Consider the following 22,524-nt stretch of genomic DNA (forward strand, 5'->3'; position numbering starts at 1 on the left):
CAAACGTTTGTTAGGTGGAGGGTAGCGGCGAATGGAGCTGAAGGGGAGGGTCGCCGTCGTCACGGGCGGCACCCGGGGCGTGGGCGCCGGCATCGCACGCTCCTTCGCCGAGGCGGGCGCCGAGGTCGTGGTCTGCGCCCGCCGCCCGCCCGAAGTGCCTCTCAAGGGGGCCGAGTTCAGGCCCCTCGACGTCCGTGACCACGACGCCGTGCACGCCTTCTTCACCGGGCTGCCCCGCGTCGACGTCCTCGTCAACAACGCGGGCGGCGGCCCCTACCGGCTGCTGGCCGACGCGGACACGGCACGGCACGCGCGCGTGATCGAGCTCAACCTCCTCGCCCCGCTGACCGTCTCCCTCGCCGCCTACGACCACCTCAAGCGCGCCAAGGGCTCCGTCGTCATGGTCGGCAGCGTCAGCGGCAGCCGCCCCTCGCCCGGCTCGGCGGCGTACGGGGCGGCGAAGGCGGGACTGGAGAACCTCGCCCGCTCGATGGCCGTGGAGTGGGCGCCGGACGTCCGGGTCAACACCCTGGTCGTCGGCATGGTCCGCACCGAACTCGCCCATCTGCACTACGGCGGCGAGGAGGCGATCACCGCGGTCGCGCGCACGGTCCCGCTGGGCCGCCTGGCCGAGCCGTCCGACGTCGGCGGCGCGGCCGTCTTCCTCGCCTCCGACGCTGCCGGCTACCTCAGCGGGGCCTCGCTCCTGGTCCACGGGGGCGGGGAGCGGCCGCTGTTCCTGGACGCCGCAACTGCCAACAGGGAGACGTGAGATGAGCGGTATCTGTGCGGGGCGCGTGGTCGTCGTCACCGGAGCGGGCCGTGGGCTCGGCCGCGCGCACGCCCTCGCCTTCGCGGCCCAGGGGGCGCGGGTCGTCGTCAACGACCTCGGGGTCGGCCTCGACGGCAGGCCCGCCGCCGACAGCCCGGCCGCGCAGGTCGTGGACGAGATCCGGGGCGCGGGCGGTCAGGCGGTCGCGCACGGGGGAGACATCGCGACGACCGAGGGGGCGGCCTCCCTGATCGCGGCCGCCCTCGACATGTACGGCCGCCTCGACACCCTGGTCAACAACGCGGGTTTCCTGCGTGACCGGATGCTGGTGAACCTCGACGAGGACGACTGGGACGCGGTGCTGCGCGTCCACCTCAAGGGCCACTTCCTCCCGCTGAAGCACGCGGCGGCGCACTGGCGGGCCGAGACGAAAGCGGGTCGTACGCCGGCCGCCCGGGTCGTCAACACCAGCAGCGGGGCAGGCCTGTTGGGCTCACTGGGGCAGGGCAACTACAGCGCCGCCAAGGCCGGGATCGTGGGGCTGACGCTGGTCGCCGCCGCCGAACTCGCCCGCTACGGCGTCCAGGTCAACGCCATCGCGCCCGCGGCCCGGACCCGGATGACGGAACGCACGTTCGCCGAGACGATGGCGGCGCCCGCCGCCGGGTTCGACGCGATGGCGCCCGGGAACGTCTCGCCGCTCGTCGTCTGGCTGGGCTCGGCGGCGAGCGAGGGCGTGACCGGGCGGGTCTTCGAGACGGAGGGCGGCCGGGTCACCGTCATGGAAGGGTGGCGCCCCGGCCCGAGCGCCGACAAGGGAGAGCGCTGGGCTCCGGACGAAGTCGGGGACACCGTACGGAAGTTGCTGGCGCGCGCGGAGGAACCCGGAGCCGTCTACGGAGCGTAGGACGCGGATTCGTGCGCTGCGGCCGGCGCTGCCCCGGCGGGCGGTACGGTCACGTGTCGCACTCCAGCACCGTCCGGCACACCCCGCACCGCGCCCGCATCCGCCCCCGCACCGGCACCCGGATCTTCTGGTGGCAGGTCGGACAGGGGAAGGACACCCGCAGCCCGCCCCCGTCCGCACTGAACGCGTACGGCACCCCGGCCGGAGCGGTGGCCGCCTGCTTCCGCTCGCGCGCGTACCGCCGTCGCCCCGCCCACCCCGCCGCGGTCAACGGCGGCTGCTGCTCGTCCTCCCGCGCCCGGGCCATCCCCTTGCCGTACGCGGTGTAGCCCTGCGGGCTGGTGAACCAGACCGACGGATCCTCGCCGAACACCAGCGACCGCTTGGCCAGCACGTACCCGAACTCCTCCGGCGTCAGATACCCGAGCTTCTGCGAGGACGCGGAGTCCTCCCGATAGGCGTCAAGGAGCAGCCACCCCGCACCCAGGTACGTCGCCGCCGTGTCCGTGAGGATCTCGTTGTCCCGCGTGCCCGGGAAGGACAGCCCGAGACGGTGCAGATACACATGCATCACCTCGTGCGCCAGCGCCGCCCCGATGTCCCGCCGATGCGTCCGGAACCGGTCGTTGAGCTCGATGAAGTACTCGGGCCCGGCGGCGAGTTCCACGTTCGCCGCATGGGTCATCTCGCGGAAGCCGACGATCATCCGGGCGTCGGGCAGCCGATAGTGCCGCACCATCTCACGCGCCACCCGCTGCGCGCCCAGATGGAGATCGTCCGTGTCGCAGAACGCCACGTCGGCCGGGGCCACGCTGGTCGCGAAGGTCTGGACGGTGTCGTACGACAGCCGTTTCCACAGCGCGGTGATCGCGGCCCGCACCGTCTCCAGATGCGGATACCCGTGCTCGACCGGCCCGTCGTTCGCCACGCCCTTACCCCCAAGACGCCGAGAACCCGCTTCCACTCTACGAGGTCATCGCCGCCTGACGTACGGCGCCGACGCCGCCCGCTCCAGTTCGAGGACCCACACGTCGTTGACCCCTTCCCGCAGTACCGGGCCGGGCACGTAGAGCGACCGCTGCGGGCCCACGGACCAGTAGCGGCCCAGATTGAACCCGTTGATCCACACGAAGCCGCGGACCCAGCCCGGCAGCTCCAGCAGCGCGTCCCCGGGCCCGCTGACGTCGAGCGTCCCTCGGTAGAGGCCGGGGGAGCCGTCCGCGGGTCGGTTCCGCAGCGGTACGTCCCCGATGTCGTCCAGCGCGTCCAGCCGCAGCCCACGCGCGCGTACCCCGTGCAGATACTGCCGCTCGTGCAGCAGCCCGCCGGTGATCCCCTTGGCCTCCCCGCCGCGCGGACCGTAGTTGACCCGGCCCAGGGACTCCACCCACAGCTCCACGCGCGCGTGCCCGGCGACCGGCTCCCTCAGCCGCTCGTCCTGCTCCGTCAGCACCCCGGCCCGCTCCCCGTCGACGTACACCACCGCCAGGTCCCGCAGCCCGCGCGCCAGGAACGGGTACGGCTGCCGCGGCCCCGGCACGGTCACCTCGTAACGCACCAGCCCCCGGTCCACGTCCAGTTCCTCGAAGGTGGGCGGGACCGCGGTCACCGACTCCGGCCCGCCCAGCGTCTCCAGCACCTCCGTCAGGGGCGCCCACGCCGTGAGGTCCGCCTCCGCCCGCTCGGCCAACTGCGGGGGCAGCGAAGGAAGTTCGGGCAGGGGGCCGTCCGCGTACCGCGCCAGCACCTCACGGAAGAGCCAGAACTTCTCCGTCGGGTGCCCGAACTCGTCGATCGGGGCGTCGTAGTCGTACGACGTCACATCCGGCTCCAGCACACCGTCGTGCAGGTCGCCGCCACCCCGGTTCGCACCCGCCCAGCCCGCGAAACTCGTGCCGCCGTGCGCCATGTACAGGTTCACGGACGCGCCGCACTCCAGGATCTCCCGCAGCGCCGCCGCCGCGTCCGCCGGATCCCGTACGACATGTTCGGCGCCCCAGTGGTCGAACCAGCCGCACCAGAACTCCATGCACATCAGCGGCCCGGAGGGACGATGCCGGCGCAGGGTCGCGAAGGCCTCGCGGGCCTGGGAGCCGAAGTTGACCGTGGCCAGGACCCCGGGGACCGAGCCGCCCGTCAGCATGTGGTCCTCGGGACCGTCCGAGGTGAACAGCGGGACGGTGACGCCCTGGGTGCGCAGGAGAGCCGCCAGCCGGCGCAGATACTCCGCGTCCGAGCCGTAGCTGCCGTACTCGTTCTCCACCTGCACCATGATCACCGGGCCGCCCCGGTCGGCCTGCCGCGTCACGATCTCCGGCAGCAGCCGGCCGAACCAGCGCTCCACCTGCCCCAGATACACCGCCTCGCTCGTCCGCGCCCGCCCCGCCAGCCAGTGCGGCAGCCCGCCGTTCTCCCACTCGGCGCAGATGTACGGGCCAGGACGCACGATCGCCCACAGCCCCGCCTCCCGGGCCGCGTCCAGGAACCGGCCGAGGGCCGCCACATCCTCGTACACCCCGGGCCGCGGCTCGTGCAGGTTCCACGGGACGTACGTCTCCACACAGTTCAGGCCCATCGCCCGCAGCATCGCCAGCCGGTGCCCCCACTGCGCCTCGTGCACCCGGAAGTAGTGCAGCGCGCCGGACAGCAGCCGCACAGGCCGGCCGTCCAGCAGAAAGTCGTCGTCGCCGACCGTGAACTCGCTCATGCGCCCACCCTCACCTCTGGCGCCGATCACGGTCCATGGACAAAGATCGACGGGGCTTGGACCGAAGGACCGGCAGGGCAGGATCGAAGCACCGACGGGGGACTTGGACCGAAGGGAGGGACCCGATGACGTACCACACCTGGATGCGGTTCTTCACGCCCGGCCCCGCCCACCACCGCCTGGGCCTGGTCTGCCTCGGCGTCGGCCTCCAGTACGGAGCCCTGCCCACCGTCGGCCCCCGCGTCCTGGACCACCACGTCGCCGTCGTCATCAGCACCGGCCACGGCTGGTACGACCACCCCGACGGCCGCCGCACCACCGTCACCGCGCCCGCCCTGCTCTGGCTCACCCCCGGCGTCCCGCACCACTACGCACCCGACCCGGACACCGGCTGGGACGAGGGCTTCGTCGACTTCACCGGCCCCGCCACCGCCTCCTACACCGAACTCGGCTACATCGAACCCGACCGCCCCGTCGTCCCCCTCTCCGACGCCTCCGGACCACGCGCCGTCATCGGCCGCATGGCCCGCGCCGCCCGCCGCGACAACCCCCTCCTCGAAGTCGAGACCGGCGCCGCCGTCCACGAACTCCTCGTCGCCCTGCGCCGCGCCCGCGCCGACCTCACCCCCGACGGCGACCAGGTCCTCAAGAGCCTCGCCCGCGACGCCTTCAAGCCGATGACCGTCGCCGACCACGCCACCCGGCACGGCATGACCCCCGCCGAACTGCGCACCGCCGTCCGCCGCGGCGCCGGATGCAGCCCCAAGGACTACCTCCTCGGCATCCGCCTCGGCCACGCCAAGGAACTCCTCGCCACCACCGAACTCCCCGTCGCCGCCGTCGCCCGCCGCGTCGGCTACGACGACCCCGCCTACTTCTCCCGCCTGTTCACCCGCCGCGTCGGCACCCCGCCCGTCCGCTTCCGCGCCCAACAGGGCCGCGTCGTCCCCGGCGGCTGGAGCGACCAGGTACCCGACCCGGAGGATCCGCCGATCATCCCCGCCACCGGGGCACCGTAGGGTGGACGCTCATGACCACCAGCAACCCCGGTACCGGTGACGTCGACCCCGCCGTGCGCGAGGAACTCGCCCGGCTGCGCGACAGCATCGACAACATCGACGCGGCCGTCGTCCACATGCTCGCCGAACGCTTCAAGGCGACCCAGCAGGTCGGCCACCTCAAGGCCGAACACCAGCTGCCGCCCGCCGACCCGGCCCGCGAGGCCCGCCAGATCGAACGGCTGCGCAACCTCGCCGAGAACGCCAAACTCGACCCGGCCTTCGCTGAGAAGTTCCTCAATTTCATCATCGCCGAGGTGATCCGCCACCACGAGCGCATCGCCGACGACACCGTCAACGGCACCACGCCCACAGCGAACTGACCTCGCAAGACGCCTCCAGGGCGTGACAGAACACCCCCCGCGGGGGCATGCTGCGCTGTGCACTCCTCGTCAGCTGGCGGGCACACACGGTCAGCGCCTCGGACATAAGCTGGTTGTCCCATGCGGGAGGGACGTCGGGCCATGCCCTCGGATGCCAAGATCCTCATCGTCGACGACCACGAGGACACGCTGTACGCGCTGGAGAGCGCCCTGGCCCCGCTCGGCTACCGGCTCGGCCGGGCCACCAGCGGCGACGAGGCGCTCAAGCAGGTCCTTCGCGGCCAGGTCGGCCTGCTCCTCCTCGACGTCCGCATGCCCGGCGTCAGCGGCCTCGACGTCGTCCGCTACATGCGCCGCGTCGAACAGACCCAGCACATCCCCGTCGTCCTGCTCACCGGCTTCGGCCCCGACCAGGAACTCACCGCCACCGCCTTCGGCCTCGGCGTCGCCGACCTCATCATGAAACCCATCGACCCCTGGGCCCTGCGCACCAAGGTCCGCTACCTCTTCGACGCCCACCGCCGCCGCCTCGCCCTCGAAGAGGAGATCCGCGCCCTGCGCGCCCTCGTCAAGGACGGCCCCGAACCGGCCGGCCGCCTCTCCCGCCCCACCCTGTCCCACCCGGACCCCCGCGTCCCGCTGCAACGCGCACAAGGGGCGCACACCGGCAACCTCGAACAGGACCGGACATAGGGCGCGTACCGATCCGCCCCTGTGCCGTACCCGCACCATCAGGCAGCATGTCGTGCATGTCCGTACTGACGCGCGACGAAGCGCAGACCCGTGCCACCCTCCTCGACGTCCACCGGTACACGATCGACCTCGATCTCACCACCGGCGACGACACCTTCGACTCGAAGACCGTCATCCGCTTCACCGCGCGCACGGACGCGGACACCTTCATCGAGGTCAAGCCCGCCGAACTACGCTCCGTCACCCTCGACGGACAGCCCCTCGACCCCGAGACCCTCGACGGCAACCGCCTGCCCCTGACGAACCTCACCGCCGGCGACCACGAACTCCGCGTCGAGGCGAGCATGCGCTACTCCCGCACCGGCGAGGGCATGCACCGCTTCACCGACCCCACCGACGGCGAGACCTACGTCTACTCGAACCTGTGCATGGACGACGCCCAGCGCGTCTTCCCCGTCTTCGACCAGCCCGACCTCAAGGCCGTCTTCGAACTCACCGTCACGGCCCCCGCCGGCTGGAGCGTCCTCGCCAACGGCCGCACCGAACACCTCGGAGAGGGCCGCTGGCAGGCCACACCCACCCCGCTGATCTCCACCTACCTCGTCGCCGTCGCCGCCGGCCCCTACCACTCGGTCACCACCGAACACCGCGGCCTGCCCTTCGGCCTCCACTGCCGCCGCTCGCTCGCCCCCTACCTCGACGCGGACGCCGACGAACTCCTCGACATCACCAAGCAGTGCTTCGACCGCTACCACGAGAAGTTCGAGGAGCCCTACCCCTTCGACTCCTACGACCAGGCGTTCGTCCCCGAGTTCAACGCCGGCGCCATGGAGAACCCCGGACTCGTCACCTTCCGCGACGAGTTCATCTACCGGTCCGCCGTCACCGACACCGAACGCCAGACCCGCGCCATGGTCATCGCCCACGAGATGGCCCACATGTGGTTCGGCGACCTCGTCACCCTGCGCTGGTGGGACGACATCTGGCTCAACGAGTCCTTCGCCGAGTACATGGGCTACCAGACCCTCACCGAGGCCACCCGCTTCACCGACACCTGGACCGACTTCGGCGTCGTCCGCAAGGCCTGGGGCTACGACGCCGACCAGCGCCCCTCCACCCACCCCGTCGCCCCCGACCCCGAGCTCGTGCCCGACACCGCCTCCGCGATGCTCAACTTCGACGGCATCTCCTACGCCAAGGGCGCCTCCGCACTGCGGCAACTGGTGACCTGGCTCGGCGAGAAGGACTTCCTCGCCGGCATCAACACCCACTTCGCCCGGCACAAGTTCGCCAACGCCACCCTCGCCGACTTCATCGACTCCCTCGCCGGCGGCACCGAACGCGATGTCCACGCCTGGGCCGACACCTGGCTGCGCACCACCGGCGTCGACACCCTCACCGCTGTGGTCACCCCCGGCGACGAAGGCACCTACGCCCTCCGGGTCGAACACGACGGCAGCCGCCCCCACCGCATCGCCGTCGGCCTCTACGACCAGGACGTCGCCGACGAAGGCCGCCACCTCGTCCTGCGCGAGCGCCTCGACCTCGACGTCCCGCAGACCGACGGCCCGCTGCCCATCGGCAAGCGCCCCGCCCTCCTGCTCCTCAACGACAGCGACCTCACCTACGCCAAGGTCCGCTTCGACGCCGAGTCCTTCAAGACGGTCACCGCGAGCCTGTCCGGACTGCCCTCCCCGCTGACCCGGGCCGTCGTCTGGAACGCCCTGCGCGACTCCGTCCGCGACGGCGAACTCCCGCCCGCCGCCTACCTGGAAGCCGCCCGCGCCCACCTCCCGCACGAGACCGACCTCGCCCTCGTCCAGGGCGTCCTCGCCTTCGCCTCCGTCCAGATCGCCGACCGCTACGTCACCCCCGAGGAACGCCCGGCGGCCCTGGCCACCCTCACCTCCCTGTGCCGCGACCTCATCCGCCGCACCGAGGACGGCGACAACCCCGGCCTGCGCCTCATCGCCGTACGCCACTTCATCGACGTCGCCGCCCACCCCGACACCATCGCCGCCTGGCTCGCCGACGGCACCGTCCCCGGCGGCCCCGAACTCGACCCCGAACTGCGCTGGCGCGTCCTCGCCCGCCTCGCCGTGCTCGGCGCCACCGACGAGGCCGCCATCGCCGCCGAACTCGCCCGCGACCCCTCCGCCACCGGCCAGGAAGGCGCCACCCGCTGTCGCGCCGCCCTGCCCGACGCGGACGCCAAGGCCAAGGCATGGGAGGCGATGTTCACGCACGACGACCTCTCCAACTACCTCTTCATCGCCAACGCCCAGGGCTTCTGGCAGCCCGAACAGGCCGACCTCGTCCGCGACTACGTCCCCCGTTTCTTCGAGGACGCCGTCACCCTCGCCGCCCGCCGCGGCCCCGCCATCGCCGACGCCGCAGGCCGCTGGGCCTTCCCGGCCCACGCCGTCGACGCGGAGACGCTCCGTTTCGGAGAGCGGTGCCTGAGCGACGCCGAGCCCATTCCGGCACTGCGCCGCAAACTCGCCGACCAACTGGATGATCTGGGACGGGCGTTGCGGGTGAGGCAGGCGTAACCCACCGGGGTCCCCCAGCGGGCGGGACCCCACCCGTACGGACGTACCCCCTTTCGGGTTTCGATCGTTGGGCTTTTCGGGCGCGAGCACGCATCCGCGTACAAGCTGGAACTCCCTCAGCCGAGCGCGCCCGGGAGGACCCACCATGACCACCCCACCGCTCGCGTCAGCCCCCGACGCCCTGCGCCCCCTCCTCGACACGGTCCTGGACGCCCTGCGGGAGGGCACACGGGCGCGCGGGGGGCCGCTGCCCGGGGGAGGACCGGAGGCGGTCGCGACACGACTACGGGCGGCAGTGGGGGACGTACTCCCGCAGGAGGGCGACCCGGAGGCCCTACGACACCTCGTGCGAGCACTGACGGAGGGCTCGGCGGACCCGGCGGACCCACTGTGCGCGGCGCACCTGCACTGCCCGCCCTTGGCGGTGGCAGCGGCAGCAGACTTGGCGGTGTCGGTCCTCAACCCGTCCTTGGACTCATGGGACCAGGCGCCGGCAGCCTCCGAGCTTGAGGCACTGGTGACCAGGGCACTTGCCAACGAGGTTTACGGTCAGCTCCCCAGGGGCGCGGGGAACTGCGCGACCAGCCCCCACACACCCGCAGCCTTGGTCACAACAGGTGGCACCGAATCCAACCAAGTAGCTCTTCTCCTGGCCAGAGAGTCCCTGGGCGCCAACGTCCGCCTGATCTGCGGAACCAACGCCCACCACTCACTGCCCCGCAGCGCATGGCTCCTGGGCCTACCCGAACCAGTAACCGTCCCCGCCCCCGCAGGGACGATGGACCCCGCAGCCCTGGACGCCGCCCTCACCGAACTCCCCGGCCCCCACCTGGTCGCCGCCACCGCAGGCACCACAGACGCCGGCCTCATCGACCCCCTCCCCGAGATCGCCGCCGTCTGCGAAGCACACCGCGCCCGCCTCCACATCGACGCGGCATACGGCGGAGGCCTCCTCTTCAGCACCCGGCACCGAGCCAAGCTCACCGGCCTCAGCGCCGCCGGCACCGTCACCCTCGACCTGCACAAACTCGGCTGGCAGCCCGTCGCCGCCGGGATCCTCGCGGTCAAGGACCCCCAAGACCTCACCCCGCTCCACCACCACGCCGACTACCTCAACGCCGACGACGACACCGAAGCCGGCCTCCCCGACCTCCTCGGCCGCTCCCTGCGCACCAGCCGCCGCCCCGACGTCCTCAAGATCGCCGTGACCCTGAAGACCCTGGGACGGACAGGACTCGGCGCCCTCGTCGACCAAGTCTGCGACCGGGCACGCGAGTTCGCGGAACTCCTCGACACACACCCCGGCTTCGAGCTCTACGACCGCCCCACCATCAGCACGGTCCTGTTCCGCCCGGCACACGCGACCGACGACGCCATCGCCACCACCCGCCGACAGCTCCTCACCACCGGCCGCGCCGTCCTCGGCCGGACCCGCCTCGACGGCCGGCTCTGGCTCAAGGCCACCCTCCTCAACCCCCACACCCGGCCCGGCGACCTGGCCGCCCTGCTGAAACTCGTCGAACACCTCGTGGAAGGAACCACCCCCCGATGAGCGCCCCCACCCCCACCCCGCCCCACCCCCACGAGCCCGACGCACCCCGCGACCTGGTCGGCATCGGCATCGGCCCCTTCAACCTCTCCCTCGCCGCCCTCGCCCAGCCCCTCACCGAACTCGACACCGTCTTCTATGAACAGCACCCCGCCTTCGACTGGCATCCGGGTCTGCTCATCGACGGCGCCCGCATCCAAGTCCCCTTCCTCGCCGACCTGGTGACCCTCGCCGACCCCGCCAGCCCCTGGACCTTCCTCAACTACCTCAAGGCCCGCGACCGGCTCTTCCCGTTCTACTTCGCCGAGCGCTTCCACATCCAGCGCGCCGAGTACGACGCCTACTGCCGCTGGGTCGCCGGGAACCTCCCCGGACTCCACTTCGGCCACCAGGTCGACGCCGTCCGCTGGAACCCCGAACGCGACGTCTTCGAGGTCGACTTCACCCAGCTCGACGCGGACGGCGAGGCCGAGGCCCTCGGCCGCTCCTACACCAGGAACATCGTCCTCGGGGTCGGCACCGAGCCCTACATCCCCGAACCCCTCAAGCCCCTCGTCGAGGCCACCGGCGTGCCCGTCATCCACGCCGCCGACTACCTCGCCCACCGCGAGTCCCTCGCCTCAGCCGAACACGTCACCGTCATCGGCCTCGGACAGTCCGGCGCCGAGATCTTCCTCGACCTGCTGCGGGACCGCCCCACCGGCCGCGAGGGCCTGCACTGGCTCGGCCGCACCGAGGCGTTCGCGCCCATGGAGTACTCCAAGCTCGGCCTGGAACACTTCACCCCCGACTACACCCGCTACTTCCACGGCCTCGCCGAAGGCGTCCGCGACCGCCTCGTCACCTCGCAGTGGCAGCTCCACAAAGGCATCGACAGCGACACCATCGCCGCCATCCACGACGAGCTCTACCGGCGCACCCTGCACGGCGGCTGGCCCGACGCCGTCCTCACCCCCGGCGTCCGCGTCCGCACCGCCGGCCGCGTCGCCACCACCAAGGTCGAACTCCACCTCGAACACACCGAGCAGAACACCCGCTCCCGCCTCACCACCGACGCCGTCGTCCTCGCCACCGGCTACCGCGAACGCCCCCTCGACCGCATCCTCGCCGGCCTCGACCCCTATCTGCGCCGCGACAGCCGCGACCGCCCGCGCGTCGACGAACAGTTCAGGCTTGCCATGGACCCCGCCGTCACCGGCTCCCTCTACGTCCAGAACGCCGAACGCCACACCCACGGCGTCGGCACCCCCGACCTCGGCCTCGCCGCCTGGCGCAGCGCCACCATCCTCAACACCGTGACCGGCAAGGACCCCTACCCCCTGCCCACCCGAACCGCCTTCACCACCTTCGGACTTGAGCAGACGGCCCAGATCCCCCAGGCCCGCCAGGCCCCGGTCGCCACCCGCCTCACCCCCCTGACGGACGCCCGATAAAAGACGTCGCGGACCCGTACCGCCTCAAGGCCGGGTCCGCGACGAGTCCAACGCGCCAGTACCGGCTAGAACACCGGCGTACCGTTCCGCGTCAACTTCCAGTCCACCGACGCGAAATCGGCCGGGTCCAGCACACCCTTCGCCGTCACCCACTCCGCGATCCGCGTACGGATCTCCGTCGACTCCGACCACACCTCCGTCGCCGACGCCACATGCGGGAACGCACCGCCGCCATTGGCACGGTAGTTGTTCACCGCGAACACGAACCGCTGCGCGTCGTCCAACGCCGCACCGTTGTACGTGAGGTTCTTGATCCGCGAACCCGCCGCCTGCGCGATGTCGATGTCGTACGAAAGACCCGACACATAGTCGTAGTTGTAGTCCGGCCGGTTGTTGGCGTTCGTCAGCTTCTCGACATCCACCACCGCGTCCGCCGCCGTCTGCACGAAGTACTCCGCCGAATACTCCAGGTACGCCTTGAGCTGCGCACCCGTCAGCAACTTCGCGACCAGCGTGTTGTCGTACACGTACAGGCTCGACAGATCCCGGATCGTCACCTCCCCCGCGGGAATCTCCGACGTCCGCGAGAACGGCGACGCCTGCGCGATGACCGGCAGCGAGGCGTACTCGGTGGAGGCCAGCGCCGCCTTGACGACATCCTCCTGGACCTTCGTGATCAGATCGATGATCGGAGCGTCCTTGTACCGCGCCTCGACCGTCGTCAACGTCTGCGTCGCCGTACCGACGACCTGGTTGACGTACTCCACGACGACGTCGTGATCGTCCTTCAGCAGCTTCGTGATCTTCGGGTCGTCCGCGACGGAGGCCGAGTTGAGCACCGAGGCGGCCACCGACTCGACCGTCCACTTCCCCTTCTCGAAGACCAACTCGATGTCGAACAGCGACAGCCGCTCCGCATACGCCAACGGCTCCGACAGGACAACGGTCTTACCCGTCGCCGTGTTCGTGACCTTCAGCTCCGGAATCTCCACATGCGCGTGCCCGACGAGAATCGCGTCGATACCGGGCACCTGCTGCGCGACGAGCGCGGCCGAGTTCTCCACGTAGGGAAGCTGGTCGCCGTAGGAGGACGTACCGGACGACCCGGAGTGCGCCGACACGATCACCACGTCCGCACCCATCGACCGCACCTTCGGCACCCACTTCGCCGCCTGCTCCTCCAGACCCGGGAACGTCAACTTGCCCTCGACATACGCCTTGTCCCAGATCGCGATACCAGGGTTGGTGAGCCCGAGGACCGCCACCTTGACCGGCGGCCCACCCGCCACATGGAACTTCTTGATGAAGTACGGCGGGAAGGCCGGCTTGAGGGTCTTCGCGTCCAGCGCGTTCGCACCGAGCAGCGGGAAGTGACACTGCGACTCGAACTTCCGCAGCGTCTCGATGCCGTAGTTGAACTCGTGGTTGCCCAGCGCGACGGCGTCATACCCGATGGCGTTCATGGCGGCGGCCATCGGGTGAACAGGACCACCGGGCGCCGTGATCGGGTCGACCTTCGCGTAGTAGTACGTCAGCGGAGTGCCCTGGATCGTGTCGCCCGCGTCGAGCAGCAGCGTGTTGCACCGCCCCTTCTCCGCACGGACCTGGTTCACCAGCGTCGAGATACGCGACAGGCCCTGCGCGTTGCCCTTGGCGTCCGTGTACTCGGCGTTCTTGAAGTAGTCCCAGTTGAAGACGTGCCCGTGCAGGTCCGTCGTGCCCATCACCGTCAGGGAGTACCGCTTCGCCGGCTTCTTCCCCTTCCCGGCCTCCGACGCCTGCGCCGCAGGAGCCCCCACGGCACTCGCCAGCGCGACCCCGGCCCCGGTCACGGCGGACTTCTCCAGGAACTTCCTGCGGTTCAACGGCATGTCTCGATCTCCTCGGGGAACGGTCAACAACGCGCGTAGATTCTGACCCGCGCATGCCGAACGGCAATAGACCCCAGAGGTTTCGATCTGGTGACCGAAGCCGTCACTTCAACCCCCGCCAACCAGTCAAGAAGTGACAGAGTGGGTCGTATGACCACACCCACCGCCGACTCCTCACCGGCCGTGCCCTACGGCACCCCCGACGCCCCCCGCATCGCCGTCCGCGGCGAAGCCCACCTCGAAGTCGACCCCGAGATCGCCCGCATCGGCGTCACCGTCGCCGCCCGCGGCAAAGACCGCCGCACCGCCCTCGACGACCTCACCCGCCGCAACACCACCGTCCTCGACCTCATCAAGACCTACGGCGACGCGGTGGAAAAGCTGGAGACGGGATCCTTCTCCATCACCCCCGAACTCAAGGAGAAGGGCCGAGGAGAGCGCATCCACGCCTACCACGGCCGCGTCCGCATCACCGCGGAACTGACGGACTTCACAGCCCTGGGTGAACTCACCACCCGCATCGCCGACTTGGACCTCACCCACGTGGACGGCCCCTGGTGGGCCCTGCGCCTCAACTCACCCGCCTACCGCAACGCACGCCAACAGGCGGTACGAGAAGCGGTACAGCGGGCACAGGAGTACGCGGAAGCACTGGGTACGACGCTCGCGGCCCTGGTGGAGCTCGCCGACATCGGCGCGGAGAACGCCCAGCCCCTCACCCCCGCCGCACCCGGCGGCCGCATGCGCTCCATGTCCTACGCCGCCGCGGAAGACACCGCCGCAGCCCCCCTCGACCTCGAACCCCAACGCCAACGCGTCTACGCCCAGGTCAACGCCCGCTTCACCATGCACCCGCCACGGCTATGAGCCGCACACTTCAAAACTTGTCAACACCCCTTCACCGAAAGGTTGTTGGGCGGTCATGCCTCGCCAATTCTCTACCCGCCGGTAAGCCCTAAGGTCGAACCATGCGCCGAGCCAAAATCGTCTGCACCCTGGGCCCCGCCACCGACACATACGACCAGATCAAAGCCCTGGTCGACGCCGGAATGGACGTAGCCCGCTTCAACCTCAGCCACGGCGGCCACGCCGAACACGAGGAGCGCTACCAGCGCGTCCGCAAGGCCTCCGACGAAACCGGCCACAGCGTCGGCCTCCTCGCCGACCTTCAGGGCCCGAAGATCCGCCTCGGCCGCTTCGCCGAAGGCCCCGTACTCCTTGAACGCGGCGACGCCTTCACCATCACGGTGGAGGAGGGTGCGGAGGGCAACCAGGGGCAGTGCGGGACGACGTACGCCGGCCTCGCGGAGGACGTGACACCGGGGGAGCGCATCCTCGTCGACGACGGCAAGGTGTGCCTGGAGGTCACGGAGGTCGACGGCCCGCTCGTCCACACCACCGTCATCGAAGGCGGCATGGTCTCCGACCACAAGGGCCTGAACCTCCCGGGCGTGGCGGTCTCGGTCCCCGCGCTCTCGGAGAAGGACGAAGCGGACCTGCGCTGGGCGCTGCGCACCGGCTTCGACGTCATCGCCCTCTCCTTCGTCCGCTCCGGCCGGGACATCGAGGACGTCCACCGCATCATGGACGAGGAGGGCCGCCGGCTGCCCGTCATCGCCAAGGTGGAGAAGCCGCAGGCGGTGGACGCGATCGACGACATCGTGGCCGCCTTCGACGGGATCATGGTGGCGCGGGGTGACCTGGGCGTCGAAATGCCCCTGGAACAGGTCCCGATCGTCCAGAAGCGCGCGATCAAGCTGGCGAAGCGCAACGCCAAGCCGGTGATCGTCGCCACGCAGATGCTGGACTCGATGATCGACAATTCGCGTCCGACGAGGGCGGAGGCGTCCGATGTCGCCAACGCGGTCATCGACGGCACGGACGCGGTGATGCTGTCGGGCGAGACGAGCGTCGGCAAGTACGCGGTGGAGACGGTCCGGACGATGGCACGGATCGTGGAGGCGGCGGAGGAGGACATCCTCGCGAAGGGCCTGCCGCCGCTGACTGAGCGGAACAAGCCCCGTACGCAGGGCGGAGCGGTGGCCCGGGCGGCGGCGGAGATGGGCGACTTCCTGGGCGCCAAGTTCTTGGTGGCGTTCACTCAATCCGGGGACACGGCGCGGCGGTTGTCCCGGTACCGGTCGCCGATCCCGCTGTTGGCGTTTACTCCGGAGGCGGCTACTCGGTCGCAGTTGAGTCTGACGTGGGGTGTGGAGACGTTTCTGGGGCCGCGGGTTGAGTCGACGGATGCGATGGTCGATCAGGTGGATGAGCTGCTGCTGAAGTATGGGCGGTGCGCGAAGGGGGACGTGGTGGTGATCACGGCTGGTTCGCCGCCGGGGGTTGCGGGGTCGACGAACCTGGTCCGGGTGCATCATGTGGGGGAGGATGACAGTCCCAAGTAGGGCTGGGTTGCTAGTGCTTGGGGCCTACGTGGGTGTCCATGAGAGCTACTGAGGCTTTGCGGGCGATGGAGATGTTGCGGGGGTTCGCTTGTCGCCATTCGATGCCCACGTGGTCGAGGGTGGCGGTGAAGAGGCGGATGATGTCGCCCGACAGGTTGGTGAAGAAGTACCGGGGGTATTCGTAGCGTTTGCGCTCACCGGCGATGAGGCGAGTCGTCCAGTTGGTGATGCGGCAGCCGTCGGAGTGAATGAGACCCCGGATGAATTCCCAGGGGTGAGCGTCAACGATGGCCTGCTGCCAGGGTTCGAGGGTGATGGGGCGTTCGTGCTTCTTGCCGGGGCCGTGCTGGGGGAAGAGGCAAGGCCAGTGTCTGCTGTAGCCGACGACAGAGGTGTATCCCACGGCTTGGACTCGGTAGGCCTTGCCGCTGGGATTGACCGATTCGACGGCGGCAACGCAAGCATCGATGAGACCGGGCCACGCGTCGGCGCACGCGATGCGAAGGAAGTAGCCCGATTTCATGCCAGGGCTGATGCAGCCGTCGCCGAGGTAGAGGCCGAGGAGATAGCTGTAGGACGCCGTGTCTGTGGGTGCCTTCGCCGTCGGGCCGCAGCGTGAACAGGGCGTCCACCGAATGCGGGGCAGTGGCTCGATGCGCGTCTGCCACGAGCGGATGGCGGCGCGAGATACGCCGGTCTCTTTGCTGACGTAGTTCAGGCTGCGTCCTTGTGCCACCAGGGCTAATGCCCGTTTGCGTGTGCTGATGTCGTACATCTGATCAGGGTGTGTGAGTGATCGCGACGACACGCAGCAAAAAGCGGATGTTCACGGGAACGTGGACATCCGCTTGAAAAGGTGACCTTTGATCTGAAGGAAAAGTACCCCGGGTCGGATTCGAACCGACGCTGGATGGTGTTTGAGACCATTGCCTCTACCGCTGGGCTACCGGGGCGCCCTGTAAAACAAAGGTTGGCGGTCACCCGCCGTGTCCCTACCTTATCGCAGCTAGGTACGCTCTTGGGAGCAGCACCCCTGCCCCTGAACGAGGAGCCCCCGTGACCGCCCCCGAGTCGCCCCAGCCCGTAGACGCGCCCGACGACGACAAGTCGCACGTGCCTCCGCTGACGACCCGTGTCGTCATTGCCGAGGACGAGGCCCTGATCCGGCTCGACCTCAAAGAGATGCTGGAGGAAGAGGGCTACAGCGTCGTAGGTGAGGCCGGTGACGGTGAGCAGGCCATCGAGCTCGCCCGTGAGCACCAGCCGGACCTCGTCATCCTCGACGTGAAGATGCCGAAGATGGACGGTATCTCCGCCGCCGAGAAGATCGCCGAAGAGCGCATCGCGCCCGTGCTGATGCTCACCGCCTTCTCGCAGCGCGACCTCGTGGAGCGCGCCCGCGACGCCGGTGCGATGGCGTACCTCGTGAAGCCGTTCAGCAAGAGTGATGTCGTGCCGGCCATCGAGATGGCCGTGTCCCGGTTCACCGAGCTGAAGGAGCTGGAGAAGGAGGTCGCCGACCTCACTCTGCGGCTTGAGACGCGCAAGCTGGTCGACCGCGCCAAGTCCATCCTCCAGACCGAGTACGGGCTGACCGAGCCCGCCGCGTTCCGGTGGATTCAGAAGACGTCGATGGACCGGCGTATGTCGATGCAGCAGGTCGCGGAGGCGGTTATCCAGGACGCCGACGAGAAGAAGGCGTCGAAGGGCTGACGCCGGAGCGGTACGCGTACCGAGGCCCGCGTCCCCAGCAGGGGGCGCGGGCCTCGTCGTATCGCAATTAAGGCAAAGACCCTAGTCCTCGCCCAGGTACGCCTTGCGGACCGACTCGTCGTGCAGGAGGTCCTGGCCCGTGCCGGACAGGACGATCTTGCCGATTTCCATGACGTGGCCGTGGTCGGCCAGGGACAGGGCCGCCTGGGCGTTCTGCTCGACGAGGAGGATCGTCGTGCCCTGGGACTTCAGCTCGGCGATCGTCGCCATGATCTTCTGCATCATGATCGGGGACAGGCCCATGGAGGGCTCGTCCAGCATGAGCAGCTTCGGCTGGGACATGAGCGCGCGGCCCATGGCCAGCATCTGCTGCTCGCCGCCGGACAGGGTGCCCGCGGCCTGCTTGCGGCGCTCTCCCAGGATCGGGAAGAGGTCGTAAGCCCGCTGGATGTCCTTCTCGATGCCGGCCTTGTCGTTCCTCAGGAACGCCCCCAGCCGCAGATTGTCCTCGATCGTCATGCGAGGGAAGATGTGCCGGCCCTCGGGGGAGTGGGCCAGTCCCAGCGCGACGATGTCGTGGGCGGGGACCTTCTTCAGCGATTTGCCGCCGAACTTGATCTGGCCGCCGACCGGCTTGAGGAGACCCGACAGGGTGCGCAGGGTCGTGGTCTTGCCGGCGCCGTTGGTGCCGATGAGGGTGACGACCTCGCCGGCGTCGACCTTGAAGGAGATGCCCTTGACGGCTTCGATCTTGCCGTAGGCGACGCGGAGGTCCTCGACCTCGAGGAGTGCGGTCATCGGTCGTTCTCCTTGCCGGGCGTGGCGTCCGACGGGGCGCTTGCTTCGGCTGCTTCCGCTGCTTCGACTTCGGCCACTTCTTCGTCGCCGGGGGTGCCTTCGAAGGGTTCGCCGAGGTAGGCGGCGACGACGCGTTCGTCGCCCTGGACGGTGGCACTGTCGCCCTCGACGAGCTTCTCGCCCTGGACGAGGACGGCTACGCGGTCGCAGAGGTTGAAGATGAAGCGCATGTCGTGCTCGATGACGAGTACGGCGATGCCCTTGTCGCGGATGGCGAAGACGAGCTCCTCGGTGGCGCGGGTCTCCTGGGGGTTCATGCCGGCCGTGGGCTCGTCGAGCAGGAGCAGGCCCGGCTCGCTTGCGAGCGCCCGTGCGATCTCCAGCTTGCGCTGTTCGCCGTAGGGGAGGTTGCGGGCGAGGTGCTCGGCCTTGCTCGCCAGGCCCACGAACTCCAGGAGTTCCATGGCGCGTTCGCGGGAGGCCTTCTCGGCCTTGTGGAATCCGGGGCCGCGGAGCAGGGCGCTCCACAGGCCTTCCTTCGTGCGGGTGTGGCGGCCGACGAGCACGTTCTCCAGGACCGTCATGTTGGCGAACAGGCGGATGTTCTGGAAGGTGCGGGCGATGCCGGCTGCGGTGACCTTGAAGGACTTGGGGGGCAGGACGGTGCCCTTGTAGCGGACTTCGCCCTCCGTCGGGATGTACAGCCCCGTCAGGCAGTTGAAGAAGGTGGTCTTGCCGGCGCCGTTGGGGCCGATGAGGCCGACGATCTCGCCGCTGTTGACCTGGAGGTCGACGTTGCGTACGGCGGTGAGGCCGCCGAAGCGCATGGTGACGCCGCGGGCGTCGAGGACGGTGGTCCCGGTGACGGTGGTGGTGTCGGTCATGTGTCAGACCCCTGTCTTGCTGAGGACTGCGGGGGCTTCGGCCTCTTCGTGGAATTCGAGTTGGCGGCGCCGGTTGGGGATGAGGCCCTCGGGGCGGAAGCGCATCAGGAGGACGAGCGCGAGTCCGAAGGCGAAGAGCTGGTAGTCGCCGAGGAACTGGAGCTTGGCCGGGATGAGGTAGAGCAGCGCGGCGCCGACGAGGGGTCCGGCGATGGTGCCCATGCCGCCGAGGACGACCGCGGCGAGCAGGAAGGCCGAGTTGGGCGGGACCACGTGGGCGAACTGGTACTGCTCCGGCGTCACGGTGTAGGTGACGTGGGCCTGGACCGAGCCGGCGAGGCCGGCCAGGGAGGCGCCGAGGGCGAAGGCGATCAGCTTGACGCGGAAGCCGTTGATGCCCATGGCGAGGGCGGCGGTCTCGTCCTCGCGGATGGCGATCCAGGCGCGGCCGATGCGCGAGTCGCTGCTGCGCTGGAAGACCACCACGACGATGAGCGTGATGAACAGCATCAGCAGGAAGTAGTTGGCGAAGCGCGCGATGGTGAAGCCGAGGATGTCGTGCGACTTGCCGAAGTCGAACCCAAGGATGTCGAGGTTCGGGATCGAGGAGATGCCGTTGGAGCCGTTGGTGATGTCGGGTCCGGAGGTGCCGTCCATGTTGAGGACGGTGATGCGGAAGATCTCACCGAAGCCGAGGGTCACGATGGCGAGGTAGTCGCCGCGCAGTCGCAGGGTGGGGGCGCCGATGAGGACGCCGAAGACCATGGCGACGGCGGCGCCGAGCAGCGCCGAGAGCCAGAACGGCAGGTGCACGTCGAACGGCGAGGCGGGGGAGCCGGAGACCATGGCCGCGGTGTAGGCGCCGACGCCGAGGAAGGCGACGTATCCGAGGTCGAGGAGGCCGGCGAGGCCGACGACGATGTTCAGGCCGAGGGCGACGGTGGCGAAGATCAGGATGTAGACGCCGATGGTCGCGTACTGGTCGTCGGACTGGGTGAAGGGGAAGAGCGCGGCGGCGATGAACGCGCCGAACATGGTGATGGTGCGGTGCTTGCCGGTGATGGCCGAGACCCGGGCCACGAGCCCGGCCTTGGCCAGGGCGGAGAAGCCGAAGCCGACCGTGATGAGGAAGCCGACGAAGAGTTCGTCGTACTCGGTGCCGATGCCGTAGGTGAAGACGGTCAGGCCGACGGCCATGGCGGCGACGATGACCAGGATCTCGGCGTAGGTGGGGAGGGTCGGGGCCTTGCGGGGCGTGCCGGAGGCGATGGCGGCCTTGAAGACGGACCAGTTGTGGCGCACGCCGTGCTTGAACTGCTCCCAGCCGGTGTCGTCGGGGTCGACGGGGTCGGGCTCGGGGCGTTCGAAGGGCAGGGAGAAGGCGCCGAGGAGTGCGGCCAGGGTGACGATCGCGACGATGTAGCCGCCGGGTTCGAGGTTGACGACGCCGCCGAGCTGGGCGCTGATCGCGATGACCGTGTACCAGGCGGTGGCGAAGGTGCCGAGTGCGGCGAGCTTGATGGAGCTGTCCGCACCGGCCGGGGTGAGCCAGCGCAGGCCCTTGATGCCGTACGACGCGAGGCCGAACAGCGCGGTGAGGGCGCCGCCGATGAGGACGAGGACCTGGAGGCCGCCGGGGTAGCCGTAGTAGGTGAGGTCGCCGGGGAACTCGGAGGTCCAGGTCCAGGCGAGGAAGGTGGAGACGACGGCGAGGGCGCCTCCGATGGTGGCGAGGGCGCGGCCGACGTTCTCGGGGAGGCCGACGAGGCCCTTGGTGGCGCCGTCCTTGTTGGCGGGGGCGCTGGGGGACTGGGTGGTCTGTGTCGTCATCGGTGTCACGCCCTGTCCGCGACGCGCTCGCCGAGCAGGCCCTGTGGCCTGACGAGGAGTACGAGGATGAGGAGTACGAAGGCCCAGACGTTGGCCCAGGACTGGCCGCCGAGCAGGTCGAAGCCGGGGACGTCGGCGATGTAGGCGGTGGCCATGGTCTCGGCGAGGCCGAGGACGAGGCCGCCGAGCATGGCGCCGTAGATGTTGCCGATGCCGCCGAGGACTGCGGCGGTGAAGGCCTTGAGGCCGAGGATGAAGCCCATGCGGAACTGGACCTGGCCGTACTTGAGGCCGTAGGCGACGGCTCCGACGGCGGCGAAGAGGGCGCCGAGGGCGAAGGCGACCACGATGATGCGGTCGGTGTTGATGCCCATGAGCTTGGCGGTGTCGGGGTCCTGTGCGGTGGCCTGCATGCCGCGGCCGGTGCGGGTCTTCATGACGAAGTAGGCGAGGATCGCCATGCTGACGGGTGCGGCGATGAACAGGAAGATGTCACCGGTCTGGATGGTGACGCTGCCGATCTCGAAGGGTCCGCCCGGGATCTCGGGGAAGTTGATGGACTCCTTTGCGCCGGGGTACCAGGCCCATACCGCCTGCTGGAGGGCGAGGGAGAGGCCGATGGCGGTGATAAGGGGCGCGAGGCGTGGGGCGGTGCGCAGGGGGCGGTAGGCGAACCGTTCGGCTCCGACGGCGACGAGGACGGCTGCGATGACGGCTCCCACGAGCATCAGTGGCAGTGCGACCCACATGGTGGTGCCGTCGGGCAGTACGTACAGATAGACCGTGAGGGCTCCGAACCCTCCGATCATGAAGATCTCGCCGTGGGCGAAGTTGATGAGCTGGACAATGCCATAGACCATTGTGTAGCCGATGGCGACCAGCCCGTACATTGCTCCTAGTAGCAGGCCGTTGACCAGCTGCTGCGGCAGTTCGTTCACCGCATGTCCTCCGAGGTTTCGGATGTTCGACGGATGTGACCGGAAGTGTGTCCGGGGCCGGATGTGAGTCCGCGCGGGGCGCCTGTGGAAC

General features: G+C 69.5%; 19 protein-coding genes and 1 tRNA gene. 11 read left to right on the top strand and 9 right to left on the bottom strand.

Annotation, left to right across the window (positions count from 1 at the left end):
* The first annotated feature begins 31 nt into the window (after positions 1–31).
* The gene (locus OG885_RS33320; RefSeq protein ID WP_405737942.1) at positions 32–772 is read left to right on the top strand and encodes an SDR family oxidoreductase; all 741 of its coding nucleotides are present in this window, start codon (positions 32–34) and stop codon (positions 770–772) included.
* Between the two features lies 1 nt (position 773).
* Positions 774–1,679, top strand: a complete 906-nt coding sequence (locus tag OG885_RS33325) for an SDR family oxidoreductase (protein WP_405737943.1) — start codon at positions 774–776, stop codon at positions 1,677–1,679.
* Between the two features lie 49 nt (positions 1,680–1,728).
* On the opposite strand, the gene OG885_RS33330 is transcribed toward OG885_RS33325, so the two are convergent.
* Together OG885_RS33330 and OG885_RS33335 are read right to left on the bottom strand one after the other, a co-directional pair.
* Positions 1,729–2,607, bottom strand: a complete 879-nt coding sequence (locus OG885_RS33330) for a hypothetical protein (RefSeq protein ID WP_405737944.1) — start codon at positions 2,605–2,607, stop codon at positions 1,729–1,731.
* Between the two features lie 45 nt (positions 2,608–2,652).
* Complete coding sequence (locus OG885_RS33335; RefSeq protein ID WP_405737945.1) at positions 2,653–4,386, bottom strand: glycoside hydrolase family 35 protein; 1,734 nt, start codon at positions 4,384–4,386, stop codon at positions 2,653–2,655.
* Between the two features lie 125 nt (positions 4,387–4,511).
* Here OG885_RS33335 and OG885_RS33340 point away from each other — a divergent pair, with 125 nt between their 5' ends.
* The 6 genes from OG885_RS33340 to OG885_RS33365 all read left to right on the top strand — a co-directional run bounded on the left by OG885_RS33340 (position 4,512) and on the right by OG885_RS33365 (position 11,994).
* A complete protein-coding gene (locus tag OG885_RS33340) occupies positions 4,512–5,405 on the top strand; it encodes a helix-turn-helix domain-containing protein (RefSeq protein WP_405737946.1) in 894 nt (297 codons plus the stop codon).
* An 11-nt stretch (positions 5,406–5,416) separates the two neighbouring features.
* A complete protein-coding gene (locus OG885_RS33345) occupies positions 5,417–5,767 on the top strand; it encodes a chorismate mutase (protein ID WP_405737947.1) in 351 nt (116 codons plus the stop codon).
* Positions 5,768–5,908: 141 nt separating this feature from the next.
* Positions 5,909–6,460: a two-component system response regulator gene (locus OG885_RS33350; protein ID WP_405737948.1), complete on the top strand. Its 552-nt coding sequence runs from the start codon at positions 5,909–5,911 to the stop codon at positions 6,458–6,460.
* Positions 6,461–6,516: 56 nt separating this feature from the next.
* A complete protein-coding gene (gene pepN / locus OG885_RS33355) occupies positions 6,517–9,012 on the top strand; it encodes an aminopeptidase N (RefSeq protein ID WP_405737949.1) in 2,496 nt (831 codons plus the stop codon).
* Positions 9,013–9,157: 145 nt separating this feature from the next.
* Positions 9,158–10,564, top strand: a complete 1,407-nt coding sequence (locus OG885_RS33360; RefSeq protein WP_405737950.1) for a pyridoxal phosphate-dependent decarboxylase family protein — start codon at positions 9,158–9,160, stop codon at positions 10,562–10,564.
* Positions 10,561–11,994: a lysine N(6)-hydroxylase/L-ornithine N(5)-oxygenase family protein gene (locus OG885_RS33365; protein WP_405737951.1), complete on the top strand. Its 1,434-nt coding sequence runs from the start codon at positions 10,561–10,563 to the stop codon at positions 11,992–11,994. The genes OG885_RS33360 and OG885_RS33365 overlap by 4 nt, the downstream gene beginning before the upstream one ends.
* Before the next feature lie 65 nt (positions 11,995–12,059).
* Here OG885_RS33365 and OG885_RS33370 read toward each other — a convergent pair whose 3' ends face one another.
* Positions 12,060–13,865: a bifunctional metallophosphatase/5'-nucleotidase gene (locus OG885_RS33370; RefSeq protein ID WP_405737952.1), complete on the bottom strand. Its 1,806-nt coding sequence runs from the start codon at positions 13,863–13,865 to the stop codon at positions 12,060–12,062.
* 150 nt (positions 13,866–14,015) lie between these two features.
* Here OG885_RS33370 and OG885_RS33375 point away from each other — a divergent pair, with 150 nt between their 5' ends.
* Positions 14,016–14,732 (top strand): SIMPL domain-containing protein, encoded by a 717-nt coding sequence (locus tag OG885_RS33375; protein ID WP_405737953.1) that lies wholly within the window; start codon positions 14,016–14,018, stop codon positions 14,730–14,732.
* A 101-nt stretch (positions 14,733–14,833) separates the two neighbouring features.
* On the top strand, positions 14,834–16,270 hold the full coding sequence (gene pyk, locus OG885_RS33380) for a pyruvate kinase (protein WP_405737954.1): 1,437 nt from the start codon (positions 14,834–14,836) through the stop codon (positions 16,268–16,270).
* Between the two features lie 10 nt (positions 16,271–16,280).
* On the opposite strand, the gene OG885_RS33385 is transcribed toward pyk, so the two are convergent.
* Together OG885_RS33385 and OG885_RS33390 are read right to left on the bottom strand one after the other, a co-directional pair.
* Complete coding sequence (locus tag OG885_RS33385) at positions 16,281–17,045, bottom strand: transcriptional regulator (RefSeq protein WP_405737955.1); 765 nt, start codon at positions 17,043–17,045, stop codon at positions 16,281–16,283.
* A gap of 105 nt (positions 17,046–17,150) precedes the next feature.
* Positions 17,151–17,223, bottom strand: a tRNA-Leu gene (locus tag OG885_RS33390).
* A gap of 103 nt (positions 17,224–17,326) precedes the next feature.
* On the opposite strand from OG885_RS33390, the gene OG885_RS33395 reads away from it, so the two are divergent.
* Positions 17,327–17,983: an ANTAR domain-containing response regulator gene (locus OG885_RS33395; RefSeq protein ID WP_059197437.1), complete on the top strand. Its 657-nt coding sequence runs from the start codon at positions 17,327–17,329 to the stop codon at positions 17,981–17,983.
* A gap of 81 nt (positions 17,984–18,064) precedes the next feature.
* Here OG885_RS33395 and OG885_RS33400 read toward each other — a convergent pair whose 3' ends face one another.
* Genes OG885_RS33400 through OG885_RS33415 form a run of 4 tightly spaced genes read right to left on the bottom strand, consistent with a single transcriptional unit; the run spans position 18,065 to position 22,433 of the window.
* Positions 18,065–18,781: an ABC transporter ATP-binding protein gene (locus tag OG885_RS33400; RefSeq protein ID WP_405737956.1), complete on the bottom strand. Its 717-nt coding sequence runs from the start codon at positions 18,779–18,781 to the stop codon at positions 18,065–18,067.
* Entirely contained in the window at positions 18,778–19,665 is an 888-nt protein-coding gene (locus tag OG885_RS33405) for an ABC transporter ATP-binding protein (RefSeq protein ID WP_405737957.1), read from the bottom strand. Before OG885_RS33405 ends, OG885_RS33400 begins: the two co-directional genes overlap by 4 nt.
* 3 nt (positions 19,666–19,668) lie before the next feature.
* Entirely contained in the window at positions 19,669–21,495 is a 1,827-nt protein-coding gene (locus OG885_RS33410; protein ID WP_405737958.1) for a branched-chain amino acid ABC transporter permease, read from the bottom strand.
* Between the two features lie 5 nt (positions 21,496–21,500).
* Complete coding sequence (locus OG885_RS33415) at positions 21,501–22,433, bottom strand: branched-chain amino acid ABC transporter permease (RefSeq protein WP_194080193.1); 933 nt, start codon at positions 22,431–22,433, stop codon at positions 21,501–21,503.
* Positions 22,434–22,524: the final 91 nt, after the last annotated feature.

The organism is Streptomyces sp. NBC_00028, from assembly GCF_045041065.1.
GTDB lineage: Bacteria > Actinomycetota > Actinomycetes > Streptomycetales > Streptomycetaceae > Streptomyces.

Bases quoted from the DNA above. Each gene is read 5' to 3' on its own strand.
- OG885_RS33370 (WP_405737952.1), bottom strand. From the start codon at position 13,865: ATGCCGTTGAACCGCAGGAAGTTCCTGGAGAAGTCCGCCGTGACCGGG.
- pepN (WP_405737949.1), top strand. From the start codon at position 6,517: ATGTCCGTACTGACGCGCGACGAAGCGCAGACCCGTGCCACCCTCCTC.
- OG885_RS33340 (WP_405737946.1), top strand. From the start codon at position 4,512: ATGACGTACCACACCTGGATGCGGTTCTTCACGCCCGGCCCCGCCCAC.
- OG885_RS33360 (WP_405737950.1), top strand. From the start codon at position 9,158: ATGACCACCCCACCGCTCGCGTCAGCCCCCGACGCCCTGCGCCCCCTC.
- OG885_RS33350 (WP_405737948.1), top strand. From the start codon at position 5,909: ATGCCCTCGGATGCCAAGATCCTCATCGTCGACGACCACGAGGACACG.
- OG885_RS33365 (WP_405737951.1), top strand. From the start codon at position 10,561: ATGAGCGCCCCCACCCCCACCCCGCCCCACCCCCACGAGCCCGACGCA.
- OG885_RS33410 (WP_405737958.1), bottom strand. From the start codon at position 21,495: ATGACGACACAGACCACCCAGTCCCCCAGCGCCCCCGCCAACAAGGAC.
- OG885_RS33405 (WP_405737957.1), bottom strand. From the start codon at position 19,665: ATGACCGACACCACCACCGTCACCGGGACCACCGTCCTCGACGCCCGC.
- OG885_RS33385 (WP_405737955.1), bottom strand. From the start codon at position 17,045: ATGTACGACATCAGCACACGCAAACGGGCATTAGCCCTGGTGGCACAA.
- OG885_RS33335 (WP_405737945.1), bottom strand. From the start codon at position 4,386: ATGAGCGAGTTCACGGTCGGCGACGACGACTTTCTGCTGGACGGCCGG.
- OG885_RS33320 (WP_405737942.1), top strand. From the start codon at position 32: ATGGAGCTGAAGGGGAGGGTCGCCGTCGTCACGGGCGGCACCCGGGGC.
- OG885_RS33325 (WP_405737943.1), top strand. From the start codon at position 774: ATGAGCGGTATCTGTGCGGGGCGCGTGGTCGTCGTCACCGGAGCGGGC.
- OG885_RS33345 (WP_405737947.1), top strand. From the start codon at position 5,417: ATGACCACCAGCAACCCCGGTACCGGTGACGTCGACCCCGCCGTGCGC.
- pyk (WP_405737954.1), top strand. From the start codon at position 14,834: ATGCGCCGAGCCAAAATCGTCTGCACCCTGGGCCCCGCCACCGACACA.
- OG885_RS33400 (WP_405737956.1), bottom strand. From the start codon at position 18,781: ATGACCGCACTCCTCGAGGTCGAGGACCTCCGCGTCGCCTACGGCAAG.
- OG885_RS33375 (WP_405737953.1), top strand. From the start codon at position 14,016: ATGACCACACCCACCGCCGACTCCTCACCGGCCGTGCCCTACGGCACC.